The organism is Xanthocytophaga flava, assembly GCF_030068545.1.
Taxonomy (GTDB): Bacteria; Bacteroidota; Bacteroidia; order Cytophagales; family 172606-1; genus Xanthocytophaga; species Xanthocytophaga flava.
On record NZ_JASJOR010000004.1, the window covers coordinates 288,797 to 314,690 of the forward strand.

Here is a 25,894-nt window from a genome sequence, read left to right on the forward strand (position 1 = left end):
GAACTCATTTCCAAATACTTACGGTTTTTTCGCACGATACCTACAGAAATATTTTCCAACAGGAATGGAAACCTGTTACATATTCTGGTTTTTGTGTAATCTTGCAGACCTGAAATATAATTTGTTTGACAACCCAATAGTATACAGACCACTATGGACGAAATTTTTGAGTTACCTGTTACCTACAAAGGTGAAGACTTTTCTTTCCCAGCAAAACTGCTTAAAGCAGGCTATGGCCACAAATTTGAGGTAGAAATAGCAGGCTATCCTGTTATATTTGAACTGGACGAAGAAGAATGTTACCGAGCGTTGATTGATCCTGACCTGTTAAAAAATTCCAAAGAAATTGAGATCGGACTACTAAGAGAAGTAGCCGAGGTAATTGATTATATAACAGGTCGAAAGCAGTAATTGCTAGATACAATACTCCTTTAAGACGGACTCAGATTCTTTATCTCCCAGATCCTTAGATAACTTCCACTCTTTACAGGCTTCTTCTTTATTTCCGAGTCCGTTATATGCCTGTCCTATATAAAAATGAATCAGTTCAACACCACCAGCTAGCTTTTGGGCTTTCTGAAGATTGATAAGAGCATCTGCATACTTTTTTGTCAGGAGATAATATACTCCCAGATTACGGTAAGCCCATCCATTATTGGGATCTGTCTGGATTGATTTTTTTATATCGGTCAGACCTTCTTCAATATGGCCTGTCTGCATTTTCACAAATCCTATATTATTCAGATAATAAGGTTGGTGCGGGCTGAGAGTGATAGCTTTTTCCAGCAACTCATTCGCCTGTTTATAGTCTTGTTTACGTATATATATCTGAGCCAGATTGTTGTAAGCAAAATCTTGTTTATTATCCAGTTCTATAGCTTTCTTAAAATCAGATTCAGCTTCTGCAAAATACTGAAGATTATAGTTCACAACGCCTCTGTTTACATATGCTTCTGTTAAGTTGGGTGATAGCTGAATAGCCCGGTTATAATCAGGCATGGCCTTTACAAAATCATTCTTGGCTGCCCATACACCTCCCCTGCTCAAAAAAACTTTTGCAGAATCTTTATATACCTCACTCAGCTTATTCAGATCTGCGAGACTATTATCTAGTTGACCTGCTTTATCATATGCCTGTGCACGGTTAAATAAGGCTTCATGGTAATCAGGTGCAAAGCGGAGAGCATTGGAAAAGTCAGCTATAGCTTTTTGATAGTCACCATATTTAATATAAGCAATACCTCTGTTATTATATGCATCCGGATAGGTAGGATCTAGACGAACAGCTTCATTGTAATATCGTATAGCTTCCACATCATTTCCCTTCTTCATCTCAATGTTGCCCAGACGAAAAAAACGGAGTGTTTCATCATCTCGTGTTGAACTACAGGCAATAGTAGTTATGTAGATAACCACCCATAAAAAATAGTTTACTAAATTTATATGTAGAGTATGTTTCATTGTATGGTATAGCTAGATAGAGTCATCTATAACGAAAATAGATATTATATAGTAGCAAATCGATAAAAAACGCCCAGAGGCAACTTTTTATCAAAAGAGTCATTCAGATACAACTCGCCCATTTCCGGATTTTGTACTATGCCAAAATTACTTCGGATCAGATTATCAACAATGAGAGAGGAAAATCCCAGGGAATATACATTGAGGATCAAAAAATGTTTTTCAGGGTCTACTAACTGCTGGCAAAGTTTAAGCATTTCATTGATTTGTTCTTCCAGTATCCACTTTTCGCCATCGGCTCCTCGTCCATAGGCTGGTGGGTCCAGAATAATGCCCTGATACTGATTGCCTCGTCGCACTTCTCGTTTCACGAACTTCATGGCATCTTCTACAATCCAGCGAATATTGTCCAGGCTGCTACCTTCCATATTCTCTCTGGACCAGCTAATTACCTGTTTTACAGAATCTACATGAGTTACATCAGCTCCTGCCTGCCTGGCAGCCAGTGACGCGCCACCAGTGTATGCAAACAAGTTGAGGACAGATACCTGAGAGTTGGTATTTTTTAAGGCTTTTACTTTTGCTGCAATATAATCCCAGTTAACAGCCTGCTCTGGAAATATACCCACATGCTTAAAGGAAGATAATGCCATCTTAAAGGTCAACTTGAGATCGTGGGTCTGGTAATTCATCCACCAGCGTTCTATCATGCCCCGCTTCAATTCCCACTGCCCTTTTTCAGGATTATTCTTTTCTTTCCGAAAAAAAGCATGAGCTCGTTTCTCCCATTCTTCAGTTGTCAGTGATTTATCCCATACTGCCTGTGGTTCCGGACGAGATAATATATAATTGCCAAAACGTTCCAGTTTTTCAAAACCTCCGCTATCCAGCAATTCATATTCTTTCCATAGTTCAGGTGTCAGTAATTGAATGTGTGATGTATGGCTTGTCATTCGGCGTGTAATAGATGTCCAAATCAGGTATAATGCTTTTCAGTCCGCAAAAATAGTGTTTTCTATGGCATAAATGGATGATTCGTTAACTATTCGCTGTAAATATCTAACAAAAAGAAAACGGGTGAACAATGTCCACCCGTTTTCTGCAATTCGATTTTATGTAGATACTAATAGCCTGTATTCTGTTCAGCGCGACGTTGTTCAGCATTCAAAGGCGTTCCATCTTTTTGTAACCGGTCAATGTGCTCCTGTGGAATAGGACGTAACTTATGAAACTCCTGTAGGCCAGTTGCATCCGGATTGAATAGCTTTACACGCTCGTAAAACGTTTCAGTACGTACCAGATCCATCCAGCGATGAAATTCTCCCAGTAACTCACGGGTTCTTTCATTCAGGATAAAATGGATAAATCGTTGCTTAGTTGTAGTAGCAGAAACCGGGTATTTTTCAAAAGGAGTGTTTGTTGAAAATACATCTTCTGTAATTAGTACTTCACTTTCTGTACTACTTACATCCCCTTTGGTTCCTCCTTCAGCAATCCAGAAATGAGCAGGCTTTGCTTCACCTGCTTTATAAGCAGCCCGGCTTCGTAGTACATTTATATACTCAACCGCTTTGCTATAATTTTCTTTTCGCCCATAGGCTTCTGCGGCAATCAGATAAGTTTCTCCTAACCGTGCATAGACACCATCTCTTCCTGCAGTTTCGGTAGTAACATCCAAACGAGTAGGATCCAGATGTTTAATTAATGTAAGAAACTCCTGGCGGGTAAACTTATTACGTGGTATCCACAGATAAGGCTTCTTGGCAATATCTGCATCTGATACATTGTTATTCATGGTCAAAAATATAGCTGTATCCCCTACACTAAACTTTGCTTTTCCAACTAGATCAGGAGAAGGAGCATTGGCGGCAGTCCATTTGGGAATACTATTGGCATTATTACTAAAATAGGTAGTACGGAAACTCTTATAGAACCTAGAGTCATTTTTCCGATCAAAGATATCCATTGCATAATCAGTAGGCATTAAGCGTCTGAACGGACGACCATTAGCAATATCACGTAACATACCAGGTTTTGTATCATACACCATCTGAAAGTAAAGATGTGTCCTGTTTCCTGAACCATTCAATAATAATGCATTATTATTGAATTGAGCAGCAAAGATCACTTCTCTGTTTGCCTCATTCTCGATTTTCCAAAGATCAGCATAATTAGGTTGTAGCTGATAGGTTCCCGAGTTAATTACCTCCTCAGCGTAGTAAATAACACTATCCATATCTGTCCCCTGCTGTCCTCTTTGGTCACTAACGGCACTGCCACGGGTAAGATAAACTTTAGATAGAAAGTGTTGAGCAGCACCTTTGGTAATCCTACCAATCTGAGTTTGGCTTACAGGTAGTACAGCTTCAGCTGCACGCATATCTGCAATAATTGATTTATAAATGTCAGCTACAGGAGATTTTGTAAACTCTAGCCGGACTTCAACTGATCCATCCAATACCAGAGGAATTTCGCCAAATTGCTGCACTAGCATAAAATAATAAAATCCCCTTAAAAATGTTAGCTCGGCAATTCGCTGCGCTTTACCTGCATCATCTTTGAGAATACCTGTACCACCCTGAAAATCTTTAATCCATTTGATTCCCAGATTACACATATTAATCCCCCGATAATAAGAAGTCCACATATCATGAATGTGACCAGCAGAAGAAGGATTTAGTTGAGCACCATAATTATCCCAGTGTTTAAACTGTCCATCTGAAGCTTCACGGTATTCATCTACTCCATAATTAGTCATGGTAAAACTTACTTCTCCATTAAACAAGAAGCGAAGTTCACTATATGTCGCATCGACTAAGTCTTCTAATCCAGCTTCCGTTTCATAGTATTCATATGAAAGTCGTGATAAGGGTTTTTCAACAAGATAGTCTTTACAGGATATCGTACTGAGACTAATCCCCAATAAACATATTATTATCTTTTTCATTGTCAGTGCGTTTATTTTAACATTTTACAAATGCATTGTCCCAATTTCTAGTTGTAATCAATTAGAATCCAACCCGTATACCAAATACCAAGCTTTTTTCACTCAGATTATTACCAGATAATTGATCATTGATTCCTAATCTATTTCCATTCGAATCGGTAGCAGGTGTAGAGAATTCAGGATCACCTGCTTTGTATTTAGTAAATAAGAATGGATTATAGGCTGTGACATACACATTTAGATTATCTAATTTCAAACGTGATATCAAACCAGAAGAAAATGTATAAGACAACGTAGCCTGACGTATTTTCAGAAATGAGCCATCCCGATAAAGGTATGATTCAGGATAATCGATTCGCTCCTGATCCTGAGTAGGTCTTGGATATTCATTTGTTGGATTACTAGGTGTCCAGTAGTTGATAAAATCGGGTTCGGGATACCGACCTGCTAATGCAGGACGATAGTATCCGCTGGCTACCATTTGTCCAAAACGACCATACAAGAATATAGAAAGATCAAATCCCTTGTAAGAGAAATGGTTAACTAAACTTCCTGTCCATTTAGGTACAGTAGAACCAATAATCTGTCTATCATCGGAGTTAATCTTTTTATCGTTATTAACATCTTCAATCTTTCCTTGACCCGGTATACGTCCATATTCTTTGGCGGCATCGACTTCGTTTGACTGCCACACTCCAATTGGTTTCCAATCATAAAATGCATTAACTGGCTGACCAATAAACCAACGACTTCCTAAATCATCATTTTTGCCACCATATAGTGAAACAATTTCTTCTTTATTTTTTGCAAAAACATAATCTGTAGACCACTTAAAGCCACTAGCAGTCTGCACATTGACAGTGGATAAAGAAACTTCGACACCAGTATTTCGCGTTTTTCCTACATTCGCCTGTATCTGTCCAAATCCTGATGCCGTAGGTATTTGTCGGTCCATTATCAACTCTGAAGTATTTGCACGATAGAAATCAATTGTACCACTAATCCTACTATTTAAGAAGCTAAAATCTATTCCAACATCTATCTGAGCAGTACCTTCCCATGTCAGATCTTTGTTTCTTAATGAATTGGGTCTATATCCCCAAGCTGCTGTATTTCCCCACACATAAGGCCTTTTTTCTAGATCACCTAATGGACTATAAGGCCTAACTGCAGCGTTACCAGTTCTTCCATATCCTGCTCTCACTTTCAATTCGTCTAGAAATGTCACATTTTTTAAGAAGGCCTCTTCATGGGCTTTCCATGCTAAGGCAAAAGATGGGAAAAGATGCCAGAAGTTGCCTTCTGCCAGAGCAGAAGCACCATCATATCGTGCAGAAGCAGTAAGCAGGTATTTATTGAGAAAAGCATAATTTACACGACCCATCCAGGACACTATTTTTGACCTGACCAAATCAGAACTGTAAGCATCCGGACTGGAAGCGTTTGAAGAACCAACACTGTAATATTTTGAATAAAATGGCAAATCAGAAACCTGAATACCAGAAGATTCAAATCGCTCATTTTGAATACTTTGAAGCAATGTTATACCTAATGTATGCTTGTCGCCAATTTGTTTGTCATAGAATAATAAATTCTCAAGCACAAAAGTAAAACGTTGATCCTGATCATAAAATGCCTGAGATGTTCCTTGATTACGTTCTGTGGTTAAAGACCCGAAATAACGACCGCGTCTGTTATGACGGAAATCAGGCCCAAAGTTCATTCTGAAACGAAGGCCCTTCATTAGAGTAATATCTGCATAATAGCTGCCAAAGAGGCGTGTGATACGACGATCGTCAATGGCATTTGGAATATCGTAAAGAGGATTAAATAATAATGGATCTGCGCCTGGTTGCTTAATTAAATTTCCAGCTTCATCATAAGGTATAGCTAATGGGATCTGTCCAATAGCCCGTGTATATAATGAGGTTCCCCCACCGAATTGCTGCTCAGCCAGGTTAGCCATCATAGTACCCCCTATATGTAGAAAACTGGTTGCTTTGTAATCTAATCCTAATCCAGCTGAATACCGGATATATCCCTGATTCTTCTGAATACCATCTTCTTTATAATATCCACCTGTAAATTTGACAGTCAAATTTTCTGAACCACCAGAAATATTGATAGCATGATTTTGTTTAATACCTGTGCGTAATACCAAAGAAGCCCAATCTGTATTGCGTACTCTCTCCGGATGATAGGAAGGTACTTCTGTAATAGTAGACGGATCAACCAGTTTTGACAGAACAGCAGGAGCATTGGCATAACGGATCAAATCCTGTTCGTAATATTGCTGATACATAGCTCGCTCCTCAGCAGTAACAGGTCTCATCACAGGAACACGATTTGCCTCATCTACCCAGTCATAGGCCTGAGCAACAGATGCCCACATATTAGGATCCTGCTGAAATAAGGAGTAATCTCCAGCCGGATCGGCATATGGAGTCATATAACCTTTTGTACTGTTATTTCGATAAGCTTCCCGTTTCATCTCTGCATGTTGAGAACCACTCATTGGCTTTATTCTGGCTAAAGGACTTGAAAATCCAATATAACCATCATATATCACTTTTGCTTTTCCAGCTTTTCCTTTCTTGGTTGTAACCAGAATAACCCCATTAGCTCCTCGTGAACCATAGATAGCTGTTGCGGACGCATCTTTCAACACTTCTACCGATTCGATATCTGAAGGGTTAAAATCATTGATCCCAGAGCCTTCTGCTAAAGGTATACCATCTACCACATACAGTGGATTATTAGAGGCTTTCAAAGATCGATTACCCCGAATACGAATAGTAGGAGCCTCTCCAGGACGGAAACTACCAGCAGCAACATCTACCCCTGCAGCACGTCCCTGTAATGCCTGTGATAAATTCTGTACAGGGACGGCCTCTAGTTGCTTTGCAGAAACAGAAGATAAGGCACCTGTTACATCACTCTTTTTCACCGTTCCATATCCTACCACAACCACTTCACTCAATGATTCGATATCTGGTATTAGGTTTACATCTACCACAGATCGACCACCCACAGCAACTTCTTCTGTTGTATAACCAATAAATGAAAATACCAGTGTTCCATTGGCATCCGGAGCGATAAGTGAATAGCGGCCTTCTGCATTGGAAGTAGTACCTATTTTTGTTCCTTTTAAGGAAACACTTACTCCGGGTAAAGCTTCTCCTTCATCTGAGGTAATTTTACCCGAAATGGTAAACTCTACGCTTACAGGACGAATAGAGGCAGATAAGGATTCTCTGATATGCAACACTTCCGTAGGAGTGTTGGTAAGCAATGCCTTACCATCCAGATTAGTTACAGATCTGTTATGTCCATCACCAACAGTTTCTTTTTTCTCAAAAAGAATATAGTTGGTGTCTTTTACTTTTTCAAAATCCAAATGCAAAGGTTTCAGTAACTGAACCAATACTTTATCTAGTTCCTGAACACTAACATCGTTAGGTTTTACACGAACCTGCCGATCTTTGACAATCTGACTACTGTAGTTAAATGTTACATGATATTTCTCTTCTAATTCTTTCAATACATTAGCAAGAGGTCTCATTTCCTCCTTCTGTTGTAGTGCAATTGGGTACTGGCTATTGCTAGCCAGTAAAAATGACTGAGCAGTGACTTCCAGAAAAGAGGCACTTGTCAGTACCAATAGGAGCCACACACTGGATTGTCGTAACAGGTGTTGCATAAGCGTCTGTTTTTTTAATTAATTAAATGAGAGACTAATTGACTATTTATCTGAAGGTATCAAGGTCTTACTGATATAACTGGTCATTTACTGACTGTCACTTTATTTCCGTTTTGATTGATGTGAATGCGAAATGTCTTTTCCAGAATAGTAAAAAGCAGAGGCACTTTATCCCGGCTCACAGAACCAGTAAATGTAAAATTGGCAATCTCCTGATCCTTAAAATAGAACTCAAATCCATAGTTATCTTCTAGCATAGTGGCAACTTCACTCAGAACCATATCTTCAAAAATTAGCTTATTTTGCTTCCAGGAAGTATAGTTATCAGGGTCAACTCGTCTGCGGATCAATGTGTCAATGGTTTTATTTACTTCCACTAACTCTCCCGGAACCATCTCTAATGAACCATGGTGTTTTTGAATATCATTTAGTTGTATTTTTCCCTCACTCAGGACAATCCGGGCAGTAGAACGCCGGGTATTTACATCAAACTGGGTTCCTAATACTTCTACTATTACTTGTGGAGTATGTACCAGGAAGCGCTGATGTGTTACAGTGTGCGTAACAGAAAAGAAGGCCTCTCCTTCAAGCCATATTTCTCTAATCTGAGTACTATTCCACCCCTTTGTATATCGAATTGAAGAATTTGAATTTAGCTGAACAGTTGAGCCATCAGGCAGTATAACTGTCTTCATTTCACCATAATGAGTTGTATAGCTGATCTGTTCTTCCTGCAAACCAAACCATACCAAAGCACTGGTCAGTATAACTCCGAGTATAACAGCTGCCCACTGAAAATAAATAGGGAATGTATTGGTAACAGGTGTATTGATCTGTTGTAGTTCCTGCTCATAGTCATTATTTGTTTTGGTAATTCGATCCCATACATCTATTATATCGTCATCCTCTATATCTTCATCCATATTTGTCAGAATCAGTCTTGCCTGAGCAACCAGATCTGCTTTTTCCGGATATTGATATAACCACTCCTGCCAAAAATCAGACTGATCCGAATCCGGGTCTTTCACCCATTTCCGAAAAGATTGATTATCAATCAGATCTTCTAATGTATAGTTGGAGTAAGGCTTAGGCATCAGGAAGATGTTTTGTTTTCAGGTATTAGCCTTACACCTTCATATTTTACCAAAAAAAATTAAAAAAATTTCATTTCATATCTAATTCCATTTTACGGATTATATAAACAGGGTAAGAATGGTTATATAGGCGACTTCTACTACTGAAATGTTTTTCTTTAAAACCTGAATCGCATTATAAGTAGTATTATAAATTGTACGTATAGTTAATGACATCACTGTTGCCACTTCGGTAGGACTCATATCTTCATAGAATAACAGAAAGATGATCTCTCGTTGCCTTTTCGAAAGCTTTTTCAATGCATTATCGATAGAGTGCTTTTGTTCAAGCGCCCATTGGCTTTGGATAATAGCATATTCCGGAGAAATTTCATGTAATCTGTTATCACTCTCCTCCCATTCATCTGACACCACCCACTTATCGCCCTTTAGCTTTTTGTATAGTTTTGTCCGCAAAGATTTAAGCAGATAGTTTTTAACAGATTCAGGATTTCCAATTGTCTGCCGATTACGCCATAATTCAATAAATAAATCGTGTAAACAATCTTTTACAACTTCCCGGTCATGAATGATTTTTCTTCCATAACGTAATAGTAAGGCAGCATGTATATTATACAGCATAGCATAGGCATTCTGATCGCCCTGTTTAAATGCTGTCCAATAATATCTGGAGCGTTCCATTTCGCTCATTTCAGAAACATGCCCGCATTCTGCATTGGTAGTTTTCCACATCATTTTACAGTCTTTATTTAATTATTAAAATCCACAAATACATTCAAATAATCCAAAATAAAAAAGGGCATAAAAATGCTGGTTCTATAATTAATTTTGTATCAATCAAAACACCAGGCTTAAGAACAGATATATTGTATACCTATAACAGATCTTGTCTGAGGTAATAAACTATCCATATTGTGGATAAAAAACAGGATGCAGTATCTGTATAGATGAATTACAAAGATGTATGAACTACTTAGTAGTAATATAAATAATTACTTGAAGTAAAGGTAATTATTTTCGTAGAGTTTACTTTCCTGTAGTCTCCTGTAAGTCCTGTATGAACTATAAATATTCATATTGACATTACTTTACAAAAGGTAGATTTTACAATAATCAGACCTATAGAAAATTGTACAGAGAGACAAAAAATACACTATATTGTAGATAACTTATAGCGAAGGATATACTTTTTTTGCGTTTGAGAAAGAAAAAAATATGTAAAACTACTTATCCCGCAAAAGTGTAAAAGCAACTATATCCCAGGACTCATCCTCATCAGGCTCTCCACCTTTATATGCTAACTTCACTACACAATCTCTTTGTAAAGTATCACCATTCGTATAAAAAGTTACAGGAACGACTACTCTGTATCTGTTCTGAGATTCTTCCTGAATCAGGAGGTTAGTGTATATAAACTTTCCTTTTGATGAAGGAAGGGAAATACGTTCAGGAATCTTTCGGGAGATCACCTGAGAAATATGATCATTAATGGTTTGTTCACGATTACCGTTTACAGACAGAGAAAACCAATCCAGTTTTTCTGTAATAGAATCATAAAAACAGAGGCCACACAAATATACCAATCCAATGATGATAATGACCTGTATTTGCTTAGATGAAATCCTGTTTTCTGACATAATAAAAAAATAAAATTTCTGATCTGATACACTTTCAGAATAGTATGCCCATACAATAGAGGTAGATAAGATTTGAGTAGTAGATATTGTTACATGAAATTACTTTTTAAAAGAATACATTACCAACATTTTTCTAATTCTTTTGATCATCTTACTACATTCTCTATCTATTTCCAATTTGGCATATTTTTTTACCCAGTTTAACAATATTGTTACACCTTCTCATAGATTCATCCTTTTTTCTTATGAAATATTTCTTTTCACATTCAATAGATAGTCTGGAACTTACTACAAGTTATTTGGTAACAGAAAAACCAGAACCACCGATACCTACTGAACCACCCCTGCCTCCAGTAACAACTCCACCTCAAGAAATTCCTACACCGTTAATTCCGCCTGTTACACCACCTATGCCTCCTCCAGTACCACCGCCGGTTCCTCAACCCAGCAATTACTATCCGAATTGAAAATATTTTTTAACACAATTTTATTCAGAAAATACTTAGATAGGCCTCTGCTGTATCTGGTAGGCATAAATGGATAATTTCAAAACACAGTATGATAATTACATGACACAAATTTGTAAAAGTCATTTGTAACTGTCATTCTCTTTTTTTATCTTGATAAAAATCGTTTACCTATTGGGCTTGACCGGCATCAATATATAATAACAAGCTTATATTTATGGATACAGAGAATGAGCAAATTTTAGAGATAAACTATTGTCTTCAACTTATTGCCAATGCAGGTCTGGTCGCTCAGCGTGATCCGGAAGCACAGGGCTCCTGGGCTATCCGAGGAGGAAGCAGTTGTGAGAAGATAGGTTCATTAACCCTATTTCAACATCCGTTCTGGATAATTTGTACACCACAATCTGAAACAGACGAAAGTACCTGGCAACTAATTTGCCATACAGGATATTCACACAGTTCACGTTTGTATTTCAGCTCTTTTGAACAAACGTTAAACCGACTATCTACTACCTATCAGTCACTCGGCTTATTGCCATCTATACAAAGTGAGGAATTAAATCCTTAGAATACACCATACGTTATTTATTATACTGACCAGTGCCTACATTTTAAAAAAAGTGTAGGCACTGGCGTTTATGGGATGTTTATCTCAGATTCACTTTCACTCCCATTTTATTTAAGCCAACTATCCCCAATATTTCACTTAACAACTTGATAGGTTGCAACAGGCCTTATCTACAAAATTCACCTCCATACAATCACACAAAAATCCAACTTCTTCTTCCTTATATTAATTTTTATTCTCTTCTTGTGTATACCAATGGCATGTATACCATGTCCATGATGTACATGATCCTATACTTCATTGATCTAACTTATTTAAGGAAGCTTATGTCTTTTCAAGGAAAAACCGTTTTCATTACTGGTGCCAGCAGAGGTATTGGCCATGCGATTGGAATACGTTTGGCAAAGGAAGGTGCTAATATTGTAATAGCAGCCAAAACAACAGAGCCTCATCCCAAACTTCCAGGCACCATTTATACAGCCGCTGAAGATATGGAAAAAGCAGGTGGGAAAGCATTGCCACTTGTAGTAGACATTCGTTATGAAGATCAGGTACGTACGGCAGTAGAAAAAGCAGTGGAAACATTTGGAGGTATCGATATACTGATTAATAATGCCAGTGCCATTAATCTGACAGGTACTCTGCAAACAGATATGAAGCGATATGATCTGATGCATCAGATTAATACGCGTGGCACATTTCTCTGTTCTCAAATGTGTCTACCACATCTTCTTAAGGCAGAGAACCCGCACGTACTGAATTTATCACCACCATTAAGTATGGAAACCCGTTGGTTTGCCCATCATGTAGCTTATACAATGGCTAAATTTGGCATGAGTATGTGTGTACTAGGTATGGCAGGCGAATTTAAAGGAAAAGTGGCTTTCAATGCCTTATGGCCTCGAACAGCCATCGCGACGGCAGCTGTAGCCAATATTCTGGGAGGAGATGAGATGATTAAACATAGTCGTACACCGGAAATTCTGGCAGATGCTGCTTATTATATACTAAGGAGAGAGCATAAAACAACCACAGGTAATTTCTTTATTGATGATGAAATTCTAGCTTCTGAAGGAATTACAGATCTGTCATCTTATAATGTGACTCCAGGTTTAAAACCGGAAGAACTTACGAAAGATTTCTTTATTTAATCCTCTGTGATAATTTTTTATCTTCTGTCTTTTGCATCGACAACAAAAGACAGAAGATGATACAGTCCAGCCTAATCAACGTTTATTTCTCCTATCAGCTCCAGTTTTGAATCTGTTCACCGTCGAACAGTAGCTGTTCACAAACGGACAGTATCATAAGGAAACAATTCCTGAAAACCGCTAAATTAGCTCACAAAGGCTTTCGCTGAGATTTGGTGCATTGTTTGTGTTCAGAAAGACAAACTACTTTCTGAACACAAACAATACCCGAATTAAAACTATGATTCGAAACTACATCAAAATTGCCTTTCGAAATCTTTTAAAGAATAAAGCGTATTCATCCATTAACATTCTGGGATTATCTGTAGGCATGGCAGTAGCCATTCTGATAGGGTTATGGATCTATGATGAACTTTCTTATGACAAGTTTCATACGAACTATGATCGTTTAGCACAGGTCTATCAGAATCAAACCTTTAGTGGAACTACAAGTACCAGTGCTGCAATTCCTGTTCCGCTGGCAGGAGAGTTACGCACTAAGTATGCGGCAGATTTCAAATCTTTGGCTTTAGCTTCCTGGAACTTTGAACATATCTTAGCTTTTGAGGACAAGAAGTTTACCAAAGAGGGAATGTTTACAGAACCTGAACTCCCGCAAATGCTTTCATTAAAAATGATACAAGGGACATTAGATGGATTGAAGGATCCCTCTTCTATACTTATTACCAAATCGCTAGCTGAAACACTTTTTGGAGATACAGACCCTATTAATAAAATCATAAAATTAGATAATAAGACGACCTTAAAAGTAACGGGTGTCTATGAAGACCTTACTTATAACTCTACCTTACACAGTACCTCATTTTTAATTCCCTGGGAAAAATACCTTACTCTGCAAAACTGGGTAAAAGAGTCACAAACCCAATGGAACAACAATTCCTTCCAGTTATTTGTCCAGATTGCTGATAAAGCGGATTTTAGAAAGATCAATTCCAAAATTAAAAATGTAGTTCAGTCACATCGTGCCAAAGGTGAAGATGATAAGCCTGTTGCATTCCTGCATCCTATGAGTCAATGGCATTTGTATTCTGAGTTTAAAAATGGCATAAATATAGGCGGACGCATTCAGTTTGTATGGTTGTTTGGTATTATCGGAACATTTGTATTATTACTGGCCTGTATCAACTTTATGAACTTAAGTACCGCCCGTAGTGAAAAACGAGCTAAAGAAGTAGGTATTCGTAAAGCAATTGGGTCAGTCAGACAACAATTGATTGGACAATTTCTCAGCGAATCACTTGTTATTGCAGGAATTGCATTTCTGGTTGGGGTATTTCTAGTACTTTGTACACTACCCTGGTTTAATACACTGGCAGATAAAGAGATGAGTATCCTCTGGACAAATCCTGTTTTCTGGATAGCCTGTCTTACCTTTACAGCTTTTACAGGTCTGATCTCAGGCAGCTATCCAGCCTTTTATTTATCTTCTTTCCAACCTGTTAAAGTATTGAAAGGCACCTTCAAAGCTGGTCGATTGGCCTCCTTACCACGTAAAGTATTGGTAGTGGTACAATTTACAGTGTCTGTCAGTCTCATCATTGGAACTATTATTGTCTTTCGTCAGATCCAGTACGCGAAAAACCGTCCGATTGGTTATGATCGGGAAGGGCTTATCACAGTTATGATGAATACACCAGAGTTGTATGGACACTATGATGTTCTTCGCAGTGACTTGATTAAAACAGGAGCTGTAGAAAACATGAGTGAGTCTTCCAGTCCGACAACAGGTGTATGGTCTAACCAGATTGGCTTTGACTGGGAAGGCAAAGACCCAAACATGCTAGCCTTGTTTGGTACTATCGCAGTTACTCATGATTATGGCAAAACAGTAGGCTGGCAATTTAAAGAAGGCCGGGATTTTTCACGGGAATACGCTACAGATAGTGTTGGTTTTGTATTCAATGAGGCAGCTGTTAAGTATGCAGGAATAAAAGATCCTGTAGGAAAGACAGTTAGATTTAATGACAAAAAATATACAATCATTGGGATCATTAAAGATATGGTAATGGAATCCCCTTTTGATCCGATTAAACCCACCATATTCCTATTAGATTATGGATGGGCGAATGTCATTACTGTTAAAATGAAAACAGGTGTAAACTCAAAAGAAGCTCTGGCAAAGGTTGAATCTGTTTTCAAAAAACACAATCCGGGTAGCCCTTTTGATTTCAAATTTGTCGACAAAGAATATGAACAAAAGTTTCGTGCAGAGGAACGCATTGGAACACTAGCCAGCTTCTTTGCCTCACTGGCTATATTCATTAGCTGTTTAGGACTGTTTGGTTTAGCATCCTTTATGGCAGAGCAACGTACCAAAGAGATTGGTATTCGGAAAGTACTTGGGGCTTCTGTTGTTAACTTATGGCAATTGCTATCGAAAGACTTTGTTACCTTAGTTATTATTTCATTCCTTATCGCTGCGCCGATTGCCTACTTTACGATGAGTCAATGGCTCGAAAAATACGAATATCGTTCTGAAATCAGTTGGTGGGTATTTGTTTTGTCAGGAGTGGGAGCTATGGTAATTACACTGTTAACGGTAAGCTTCCAGGCCATCAAAGCAGCGCTAGCCAATCCGGTAAAATCGTTACGTTCCGAATAGGGTGTTCAAACATATAGTTTTCTGCAATCAGCTGGAACAGCTATTCTTTTACCTGAAAAAGTAGAAGAATAGCTGTTTATAAAGTAAGTATTCATTCTGCTATCTTTCCCATTCATCTAACATACACTCCTATGCTTCATAACTATATCAAGATTGCACTACGAAATTTATGGAAGAACAAAGGTTTTTCTCTAATCAATATTATTGGGTTGGCAGTAGGAATATCCATTTGTCTACTGATTGTGGTCTATATTCAGAGTGAACTTGGTTATGATCGGTTCAATGAAAAAGCAGATCGTATATATCGGATGGTTCTGGAACGTCGGTATCCGGGACGCTCAACCTCCTACTCTATCATTCCTCATTCCATAGGAGAAGCAGTTCAGAAAGAATATTCAGAAGTTCAGCAATGTATGCGGATGTATGCGGATGGTGGTAATACAATTTTTATTCGGATAGGTAATCAGGTATTTGAAGAGAATCATGTCATCTTTGCTGACTCAAACTTTTTTCAGGTCTTTACAATTCCATTAACTCAAGGTAATCCACAAACAGCACTTAATAAACCCAATGCTGTTGTTCTGACAGAAGAAACCGCCTTAAAGTATTTTGGAACGTTAAATGTTCTGAATAAAACAATAAAACTTGATGCAGGGGGCAATGATTTGATTGTAACGGGTGTATGCTCTAAGGTACCCGAAAATTCTCATTTCACATTTAATCTGCTGGCAGCTTCATCCGGTATAGATTTCACCAAACAAATAAACTACACAGGCTTTGATGCGTATACATATTTTCTGCTACAACCCAATGCTTCTGCTAAGTCACTGGAGGCAAAGTTTCCCAAGATCATTGAAAAGTATGTAGCAGGAGAAATAGCCCGTACATTTGATACCTCTTACGAGCAGTTTCAGGCAGCTGGTAATGGATACAATTATTCTCTACAACCCTTACTGGATATTCATCTGCATTCAGATCTGGAAGCAGAACTCAAACCAAATGGGAGCATCTCTACCATTTATATATTCTCAGTCATTGCCGGCTTTATTTTGTTGATTGCCTGTGTGAACTTTGTAAATCTGGCTACAGCCCGCTCTGTAGAACGAGCTAAAGAAGTAGGTATTCGAAAAACCTTTGGCTCTGAGCGAAAAATGCTGGTCATGCAATTTCTAACTGAGGCGGTTGTGATCAGTGTATTTAGCTTTACTACGTCCTGTCTCCTATTACTTATTCTTCTACCTTTTTTCAATAAAATTTCTGGAAAAGAGCTATCATTAGGCTTTTTATTGAATCCTGTATTCATGCCAGGATTTTTACTTTTTTCTGTTCTGATTGGTCTTTTGGCTGGAGGTTACCCAGCACTTATATTGTCCTCATTTCAGCCACTGGCAGTGCTTCGAGGAAAGTTTAAACACAATCAGAAGGGGATTGAACTACGCAACGGGTTGGTGATCTTTCAGTTTAGTATTTCCATTATTCTTATCATCTGCACAATTGTTGTTTTTAAACAGATGCAGTTTATGCAAGGAGATCGCCTGGGCTTTCAGAAAGATCATATCATTACCTTACAGCGAACAGATCTGTTAACTACAAAAACAAAAGCGTTCAAAACTGAACTCAAAAAAATTGCTGGAGTCGAAGAGGTCTCAGGTGCATCGTCTATGCCTGGTGGTCAAAACTTTTTTGGTATGACAATGAAAGCAGAAGGAGTAAAAGAACCACTCACAGGAAGAGGATTAGTTGTAGATAATGATTTTGCCTCTACACTCAAACTGGAAATAGTCAAAGGTCGCAGCTTTTCCGATAAATTTCCGTCTGATTCATTGGCTGTTATGCTGAATGAAAAAGCGGTAGCAGAACTAGGACTAGCCAATCCTATTGGTGCACGGCTTACCAGTCCGGACCCTTTTCTGAATCAGCCCGGCAAGCCTGGTCAAACCTACTACACAGTTGTAGGAATTCTGAAAGACTTTCATTTTCAATCACTGCACCAAAAAATCACACCCCTTATTCTGCTTAACACAAGCAAGTTTGGAGAAGTATCACCCTTAACCAGCCTACGCATTCAGTCTGATAAGTTCCAGCATACACTTACTACCATTGAATCTCTGTGGCATCAGTTTCTTCCACAGCAGCCGTTTCACTATTCCTTTCTGGATCAGGATCTGGCAGCATTGTATCATGCCGAGCAAACCTCTCAGCGAGTATTTGGTGTATTTTCCATACTAGCTATTTTTATAGCCTGTATGGGGTTACTGGGCCTAGCTGCCTATACTACTCAGCAACGCACCAAAGAGATTGGAGTACGCAAGGTGTTAGGCGCTTCAGTACAGCAGATTATCGTATTACTATCCAGAGATTTTATCAGACTGGTAGGCATTTCTTTTGTGCTTGCCTCACCCATAGCCTGGTGGGTAATGAGTCGATGGCTGGAGAACTTTGCTTACCGAACCGGACTAAGCTGGTGGATTTTCGTTGTAGCGGGAATTGCTGCTACAGGCATAGCTTTGCTAACCATTAGTTATCAAGCCGTTAAAGCGGCTCTTACCAATCCGGTAAAAGCTCTTCGTACAGAATAGATTATTTGCATTCTAATCTCTTATATCGTAACTAATTAAACTTTGTACTGTTCGCAAACGTGCAGTATTGTCCGATAATGGACAATATTCGCGTTATGCATGCCCTTTATTTGCAGATAAAGGGCATTTTTTATTTTGGCATATAGCTTGATCCTCGATAGGAATTCAGCATTTCTTATTTCTGTAATCTGGTACCATAAAGATACTCAGGCTAAGTATGCTGTAACTCCACCTACTCACTACAACTATGCTTAAGAATTTACTACAAGTCGCTTTTCGAAACTTAACCAAAGACAAAGGTTTTAGTCTGTTAAATATTCTTGGACTAACCATTGGAATTACCTTTAGCTTATTTTTATTGTTTTATGTAAGGGATGAGCTAAACTTTGATCGTTACCATACAAAAGCAGACCATATTTATCGCATTATCACCCACCTGCAGGAACCAGAACGAACTGATCATGTAGCTATTACCCAATTTGTACTTGCTCCGGCATTGAAAAAAGAATATCCGGAAGTAGAGCAAGCAGTCCGCTTTGTCGGAAAAGGGCGAACGCTGTTAAAAAACGGAGAGCAGCATCTTTTTGAAGACAAAATATTCTTTGCAGACAGTAATCTATTTGAGGTATTTACCTATCCCTTTTTTGAAGGAGATCCGAAAACAGCCTTGTTAGCACCTAATTCTATTCTATTAACAGAAACACTGGCGAAAAAACTTTTTTCAACAACTAAAGATCTAACTGGTAAATCCTTACAAACATCCAACGGAACAGTATATAAAATAACAGGAATTCTACAGGATGTGCCACTTAATTCACATATCCGATTCAATGCACTCCTATCTGTAAGCACACTTCCAAAAGACTTTGGCAATAACTGGGGTAATTTTGGATTTTTTACCTATGTATTACTTAATCCTGCTGTAAACCCATCCGCATTTGAAAAAAAGCTATTGCCTATGTATGACAAATACATGGCAAGTATTTTTGCCCCTTTTAATGTCAAGATGCATTATGGTGTCCAGCCTATTACAGATATCCATCTTCACTCTACACTAAATGGTGAACCTGAAGAGGTGGGTAGTATGTCATACATTTATACATTTTCGATTGTAGCAGTATTCATGTTGCTTATTGCCAGTATCAACTACATGAATTTAACAACAGCCCGATCTGCACGCAGAGCAAAGGAAATAGGTATTCGAAAAGTAGCAGGTTCGACACAATTTCAACTGATTTTGCAGTTTCTGACAGAATCCATTGTGTTAACATTTGTCTCCTTTATAGTAAGCATAGTATTTATTTTTTTCCTGATTCCGGTATTTAATACATTATCAGGCAAGCTATTTCAATTTAGTACTCTTTTTCATCCGTTTACATTTCTTTCGCTGATTGGCATTATAGTACTGGTCGGTCTGATTGGAGGTAGCTATCCAGCGTTTTATCTGGCTAAATTTAATCCTGTATCTGTATTAAAGGGCAGTCTGGCGAAAGGGTCCAGTAACATAGCCTTACGGAGAGTGTTGGTTGTAATGCAGTTTTCCATTTCTATGATTATGTTGATCTGCACCTGGATAGTATATGACCAGTTGCAGTTTTTACGCACCAAAGATCTGGGGTATGACAAGGAACAGGTAATGGTTATTAATGTAAACCAACAAGGTGATGTAAAGAGCAAATTACGTTTGCTTCAAAATGAATTACGTAAAAATTCACAGATAATTGATGTAAGTACATCCAATGCTACACCGGGGTCTGATGCCAGCAAAATCTTATTTGAGATAGAATCGAAAAATGGTTTTACCAATTACGCTTCTGATATTTATGGTATAGATCCATTCTATTTAAAAACATTGGGTATTAAACTCGTTGAAGGAAGAAACTTTACCGAGACAGATCAGTCTGATACCTTACGAAGAGCCATTGTCAATGAAGCAATGCTGAAGCAAATGGGCTGGCAGGAAGCTTTAGGTAAAAAGATCCGCTTTGCAGGTGATACAGCCAATACTATGGAAGTAATTGGTGTGGTAAAAGACTTCCACCAAAGATCTCTTTATAATCCTATAGAGCCTCTCATTCTTGTATATCGGCAAAATAACAATACCATTCAGGTTAAAGTCAGCAATCAGAATATTCCTGCCACAGTCGGTTATGTAGAAAAACAAGTCAAATCCATATTTCCGGATGAACCATTTCAATACACCTTCCTGGATCAGGACTTTACCACTCAGTTTGCAGCCGATCAGCGGAGAGGCCAGATATTTACCGCTTTTTCATCTCTGACTATATTAATAGCCTGTCTGGGCCTATTGGGATTGGTAGCATTCACAACCCAGCAACGACAAAAGGAAATCAGCATCCGGAAAATACTGGGAGCTGAAACAGGAAACTTATTCCTTCTCATCAATAAGAATTTTCTGCTTCTGATAGGGGTAGCCTGTATTATATCCTTTCCTGTCTCGTATTATTTTATGCATCAATGGTTGAGTACTTTCCCATATCGTACACCTTTAAAGCCTGAAACCTTTATTATTTCAAGCCTGGTGATTCTACTTATCACGCTCTTAACAGTAAGCTACCATACAATCAGGGCAGCTTTATCAAATCCTGTTAACGCATTACGATCTGAATAAGTCCAAACAAAGCCCATACCTATACTTATGGGCTTGCTTTTAAACTTTTCTTGTATGATACAGAATTATCTTAAAATCGCTCTTCGCAATTTAAATCGCTTCAGAAGCTTTGCGTTCATTAACATTATTGGTTTGACAATGGGTATGACCTGTTGTTTTATGATTTTGTTGTTTGTGCGTAATGAATTAAGCTTTGATACCTTTCACGAAAAGTTTGACAGAATATATCGTATCACATACAATCCAAAATTTGCGGAGTTACCCACGGCACTGGCTGTGCTTCCACCCCCTGTAGCCCCTTTATTGCCTGGCTATTTTCCTCAGATGGAAACTGCTGCCCGTATGTATCGCCGTAATGCCAGTATGGCTGTCAATCAGGGCGATATAAAAAAGAGTTTTGAGGAAGAAAACTTCTTCTTTGCGGATTCTTCTATCCTGCAAATATTCTCCTTCGCATTCCTGAAGGGAGACCCTAAAACGGCTCTTAATGAGACGTTTACTGTGATTCTAACAGAGCAGATGGAGAAGAAATATTTTGGTAGCCAATCGGCATTAGGACAAACAATTCTGTTTGGAGGTTTGCATCCAATGAAAGTGACAGGTGTTGTTAAAGAATTTCCAGACAACTCACACATTCATTTTAACTTCATCTCCAACTATCAAACTATGTTCGCGCTGGAGAATCCTGAAGCACGAGAAAACCTGCCTCGCAACTGGATCATCAGCCATTCATTCACCTATGTATTATTAAAACCAAATCAGAATCCTGCATCAGTAAATGCCCGATTCCCTCAGTTTTTACTGGATCATGCTCCCAAACAATTCAGCAAAGACATAGAATATCAGTTACAACCGATGCGTGATTTTCACCTCAGATCTAATCTGGGAGGAGAAGCTGAGGCTCCTGGAAATATCACTTATTTATATGTGTTTACAGGTGTTGCTTTTATTACATTACTGATTGCTTGTATCAACTTTGTCAACCTTTCTACAGCTCGTTCACTGAAACGTGCTAAAGAAGTAGGCATGCGTAAAGTACTGGGGGCAGAGAGAAAACACCTTATTCAGCAGTTTCTAGGTGAATCCTTTTTACTGGCGTCGATTGCCTTTCTATGTTCGTTTATCCTGATTCAGTTATTCTTACCTGTAATGAATACACTAACAGGAAAACACTTGTCATTCTCTACTTTACTAAATGATCCTATTCTCATACCTTCCTTTATTGGAATATTTCTCATAACCAGTTTGCTGGCAGGTAGCTATCCGGCATTTTTCGTATCAGCCTTCCAGCCTATTACTACATTAAAAGGAAGCTATACCAGTGAAAAAGCGAAGGGAGGAATTTTGCGGCAAGCATTGGTGGTTGTACAGTTTGCAGCATCTATAGGGCTAATCATTGCGGCAAGCATCGCCTTCAATCAGTTGCATTTTATGCGTAATCAACCTTTAGGATTTGAGAAAGACTACATTATTACGGCACCTCTGTTTAGTCAGAACCTGAACAATATATTCCTTCCATCAAATGATAGTCTGTATCAAAAGATCAAAACGTTTAGAAATGTACTAAAACAGAACCCTTCTATTGAGGAAGTAACATTATCCAGCCAGGCATTGGGGCAGGGAAGCACACGAAGAGGAATTGTACCAGAAGGCTTTACAAAAGAAGACAACAAATTTATCGCCTGTCTGGCAGTAGATTACAACTTTCTGAAAACCTATAACATGAAATTACTGGCAGGGAGGGATTTTTCGGAAAATTTTGAAACAGATAAAGAGGCCGCCTTTCTTATCACTGAAACCGGAGCTAAATCGTTCGGATGGACTACTCCGGCTAAAGCCTTGGGAAAAACTATTGACAGAGAAGGAAAACAAGGAAAGATTATTGGAGTAATACAGGATTTTCATGCAGAAACATTGTCTCAACCATTGGAAGGTGTTCTTATAGATGTTGATATTCCTCAACTGAACTTATTCTCAATAAAGATCAGTTCAAGCAATGTACCTCAGACACTCAGTTTCCTGGAGAAGAAATGGTCTGAGTATTTCCCGGAAAAGGCATTTGAATATGACTTTTTGGATACATCCATTGCCCGTCAATACGAAAGCGATCAGCGTCTGGGAAATATCATCAGCTACTTCGCCGGGTTGGTTGTTCTTATTTCCTGCCTGGGTCTGTATGGTCTTATTTCTCTGGTAGCACAACAAAAAGTAAAGGAAATAGGTATCCGCAAAGTATTGGGAGCTTCGATCAGTCAGATAGTAATCCTTCTGTCAAAAGATTTTATCAAACTTGTCCTTATCTCATTTGTTATTGCGGCCCCTGTTGCGTGGTACTTTATGAATAAATGGCTACAAGGATTTGCCTTTCGGATTGATATTTCGTGGTGGATATTTTTACTGGCAGGTATTCTGGCAATGATTGTAGCTCAGGCCACAGTCAGCTATCAGGCCATTCGGGCAGCAAGAGCTAATCCTGTCAAATCCCTTAGATCTGAATAAAGATCACCGTCCGATAAAATAAATTTTCCAGAATCTAACTCACCTAACGAATCAAACAACTATGCTAAGAAACTACTTTAAGATTGCAATGCGGAATCTCTGGCGTAACAAAGGTTTTTCAGCAACAAACATCTTTGGTTTATCTATTGGTATTGCCACCTGTCTGTTAATTATGTTATATGTTCTGGATGAGATCAGCTATGATCGTTTTTACTCCAACGCAGATCGTATATACAGACTTAATTCGGATATTAAATTTGGAGGCAACCAGATGAGACTGGCCGTAATGCCCGCCCCAACTGGTGCTGCCTTGGTGCGTGATTACCCATTGGTAGAAGCTGCTGCACGTATACGACAAACAGGAAGTATACTGGTAAAAAAAGGAAATGAAAACATCAAGGAAGATGGACAAAATGTAGGCTATGCAGACTCTACTATTTTTAAAGTTTTCTCTTTTCCAATGCTGTATGGTAATCCGGATAAAGCGCTAACAGAACCTCATACACTGGTTATTTCTGAACGAATAGCCCAAAAATACTTTGGTGAATCCGATGTTGTAGGCAAAACGATGATTCTGGATGATAAACAACCCTACAAAATAGCAGGTGTTATACAAAACATTCCAACCAATTCACATCTAAAAATTGATTTCTTTCTTACTATGCTTGACCATGAAGATAGTAAGATTGATAATTGGGTAAGTCACAATTACACTACCTATTTATTGTTGAAAGAAGGAGTAAAACCAGCTCAGGTAGAAGCAGTATTTGATAATCTACTTTTAAAATATGTAGGCCCCCAAATAAAACAGGCATTTGGCTCTACACTGAATGACTTAAAAAAGTCAGGAAGCTATCTTAATTATAGCCTGATGCCTGTTTCTGATATCCATCTGTATTCAGACCGCGTGGCTGAAGTATCTCCTAATAGTAATGTTCAGTATGTTTATATTTTCTCTGCTGTAGCCTTTTTCATACTGCTTATTGCCTGTATCAACTTTATGAACCTGGCAACAGCCCGTTCAGCTAATCGAGCAAAAGAAGTAGGTGTACGAAAAGTTCTTGGATCTTACCGTAGTAGTTTAATCTATCAGTTTCTTACAGAATCTATTTTGTTAACAGGTATTGCATTTGTTCTTGCATTGGGTATAGGAGTAATGTTACTTCCTTTGTTTAATGATTTAGCAGGCAAGCAAATGACTATGTCTGTCATTGAACACCCCCTGATTATACCTGTACTATTATTATTCACGCTATTTACAGGTTTATTGGCAGGAAGTTATCCGGCATTCTTTTTATCTGCATTTGAGCCTATACAGGTATTAAAGGGTAAGCTAAGTCAGGGGGCTAAAAGCAGTAGCTTACGAAGTTCACTGGTTGTATTTCAGTTTCTGGCCTCTGTATTTTTGATTATATGTACAGTTGTTATCTATCAGCAACTCACCTTCATACAAAATAAACAATTAGGGTTCAATAAAGAACAGGTACTTATTATCAATGATGCCAGTGCATTAGGAAACAGCACAGAAAGCTTCAAAAATGAAGTCTTGCGTTTGGAAGAAGTGAAAAATGGAACTATTACCGGATATCTTCCTGTACCCTCCTGGCGCAGCGACAATCTTTATTTTCCGGAAGGAGAAATAAGACAGGATAAAGCAGTCTCTATACAAAGCTGGAATGTAGATTATGATTACATTCAAACAATGGGAATGCAGATTATTAAAGGCAGAGATTTTGATAAACAGTTACAGACAGACTCTTCTGGTATTATTATCAATGAAACCGCTGCGAAACTATTTGGCTATTCCAATCCAATTGGAAGACGTATTTCTGCTTTGACTGATTTTAAAACTCAGCAAACACGTGCCTATACAATTGTTGGAGTTGTTAAAAACTTCAATTTTGAATCTCTGAGACAAAATATTGGTGCTGTATGCTTCACACTTGGAAATGCACCTGGCAATGTTAGTTTCCGACTGAATACAGAGAATATGCCTGCTACTATTTCAAAAATTGAAGCTAAGTGGAAAACTATTGCTCCGGGGCAGCCATTCAACTATCAGTTTATGGATGAAGCATTTACTAATGTATATCAGAGTGAACAAAAAGTGGGTAAGCTATTTATCACATTTGCTCTACTGGCTATTTTTATAGCTTGCCTAGGGTTATTTGGATTATCAGCTTATTCAGCAGAACAACGTACCAAGGAAATTGGGATTCGCAAAGTGCTCGGAGCCAGTATATCCAATATTGTGGCTCTGTTATCCAAAGATTTTCTGAAACTTATACTGATTGCCAATGGTATAGCCTTCCCATTAGCCTACTGGGCTATGAGTACCTGGTTACAGGATTTTGCTTTTAAGGTCAATATTCAGTGGTGGGTATTTTTGATAGCAGGCATAGCAGCTTTACTGATTGCTTTGTTAACTGTAAGCTTTCAGGCTATTAAGGCTGCATTGATCAATCCTGTTAAATCTTTGCGATCTGAATAATGT

16 protein-coding genes are annotated in these 25,894 nt (G+C 38.3%); 9 read left to right on the plus strand and 7 right to left on the minus strand.

The genetic code is table 11. From position 1 onward, the window contains the following. Positions 1-153: 153 nt before the first annotated feature. Positions 154-411, plus strand: a complete 258-nt coding sequence (locus tag QNI15_RS08395; protein WP_313996663.1) for a hypothetical protein — start codon at positions 154-156, stop codon at positions 409-411. Between the two features lie 3 nt (positions 412-414). On the opposite strand, the gene QNI15_RS08400 is transcribed toward QNI15_RS08395, so the two are convergent. From QNI15_RS08400 to QNI15_RS08430, 7 genes are all read right to left on the minus strand, one after another. Beyond that, entirely contained in the window at positions 415-1,461 is a 1,047-nt protein-coding gene (locus QNI15_RS08400) for a tetratricopeptide repeat protein (protein ID WP_313996665.1), read from the minus strand. A gap of 44 nt (positions 1,462-1,505) precedes the next feature. After that, positions 1,506-2,414, minus strand: coding sequence for a class I SAM-dependent methyltransferase (locus QNI15_RS08405; protein WP_314031371.1), 909 nt, complete (start codon positions 2,412-2,414; stop codon positions 1,506-1,508). A 170-nt stretch (positions 2,415-2,584) separates the two neighbouring features. After that, the gene (locus QNI15_RS08410; protein WP_313996669.1) at positions 2,585-4,408 is read right to left on the minus strand and encodes a RagB/SusD family nutrient uptake outer membrane protein; all 1,824 of its coding nucleotides are present in this window, start codon (positions 4,406-4,408) and stop codon (positions 2,585-2,587) included. 61 nt (positions 4,409-4,469) lie between these two features. Further along, positions 4,470-8,108 (minus strand): SusC/RagA family TonB-linked outer membrane protein, encoded by a 3,639-nt coding sequence (locus QNI15_RS08415; protein WP_313996671.1) that lies wholly within the window; start codon positions 8,106-8,108, stop codon positions 4,470-4,472. Between the two features lie 83 nt (positions 8,109-8,191). Further along, positions 8,192-9,202, minus strand: coding sequence for a FecR family protein (locus tag QNI15_RS08420; protein ID WP_313996673.1), 1,011 nt, complete (start codon positions 9,200-9,202; stop codon positions 8,192-8,194). A gap of 99 nt (positions 9,203-9,301) precedes the next feature. Beyond that, on the minus strand, positions 9,302-9,937 hold the full coding sequence (locus QNI15_RS08425) for an RNA polymerase sigma factor (protein ID WP_313996675.1): 636 nt from the start codon (positions 9,935-9,937) through the stop codon (positions 9,302-9,304). Positions 9,938-10,425: 488 nt separating this feature from the next. Further along, positions 10,426-10,839 carry a hypothetical protein gene (locus QNI15_RS08430; protein ID WP_313996677.1) on the minus strand — a complete coding sequence of 138 codons (414 nt, stop codon included), beginning with the start codon at positions 10,837-10,839 and terminating at the stop codon, positions 10,426-10,428. 245 nt (positions 10,840-11,084) lie between these two features. Here QNI15_RS08430 and QNI15_RS08435 point away from each other — a divergent pair, with 245 nt between their 5' ends. The 8 genes from QNI15_RS08435 (at position 11,085) to QNI15_RS08470 (ending at position 25,891) form a co-directional block, all read left to right on the plus strand. Then, entirely contained in the window at positions 11,085-11,306 is a 222-nt protein-coding gene (locus tag QNI15_RS08435; protein WP_314031374.1) for a hypothetical protein, read from the plus strand. 217 nt (positions 11,307-11,523) lie between these two features. After that, positions 11,524-11,877: a hypothetical protein gene (locus QNI15_RS08440; RefSeq protein ID WP_313976006.1), complete on the plus strand. Its 354-nt coding sequence runs from the start codon at positions 11,524-11,526 to the stop codon at positions 11,875-11,877. A gap of 326 nt (positions 11,878-12,203) precedes the next feature. Continuing rightward, positions 12,204-13,028: an SDR family oxidoreductase gene (locus QNI15_RS08445; protein WP_314031375.1), complete on the plus strand. Its 825-nt coding sequence runs from the start codon at positions 12,204-12,206 to the stop codon at positions 13,026-13,028. A gap of 280 nt (positions 13,029-13,308) precedes the next feature. After that, positions 13,309-15,690, plus strand: coding sequence for an ABC transporter permease (locus QNI15_RS08450; RefSeq protein WP_314031376.1), 2,382 nt, complete (start codon positions 13,309-13,311; stop codon positions 15,688-15,690). Between the two features lie 131 nt (positions 15,691-15,821). Further along, entirely contained in the window at positions 15,822-18,269 is a 2,448-nt protein-coding gene (locus QNI15_RS08455) for an ABC transporter permease (protein WP_314031378.1), read from the plus strand. A 247-nt stretch (positions 18,270-18,516) separates the two neighbouring features. Then, complete coding sequence (locus tag QNI15_RS08460) at positions 18,517-20,901, plus strand: ABC transporter permease (protein WP_314031380.1); 2,385 nt, start codon at positions 18,517-18,519, stop codon at positions 20,899-20,901. Positions 20,902-20,955: 54 nt separating this feature from the next. Beyond that, entirely contained in the window at positions 20,956-23,400 is a 2,445-nt protein-coding gene (locus QNI15_RS08465; protein ID WP_313996689.1) for an ABC transporter permease, read from the plus strand. A gap of 61 nt (positions 23,401-23,461) precedes the next feature. Continuing rightward, complete coding sequence (locus QNI15_RS08470; protein WP_314031381.1) at positions 23,462-25,891, plus strand: ABC transporter permease; 2,430 nt, start codon at positions 23,462-23,464, stop codon at positions 25,889-25,891. Positions 25,892-25,894: the final 3 nt, after the last annotated feature.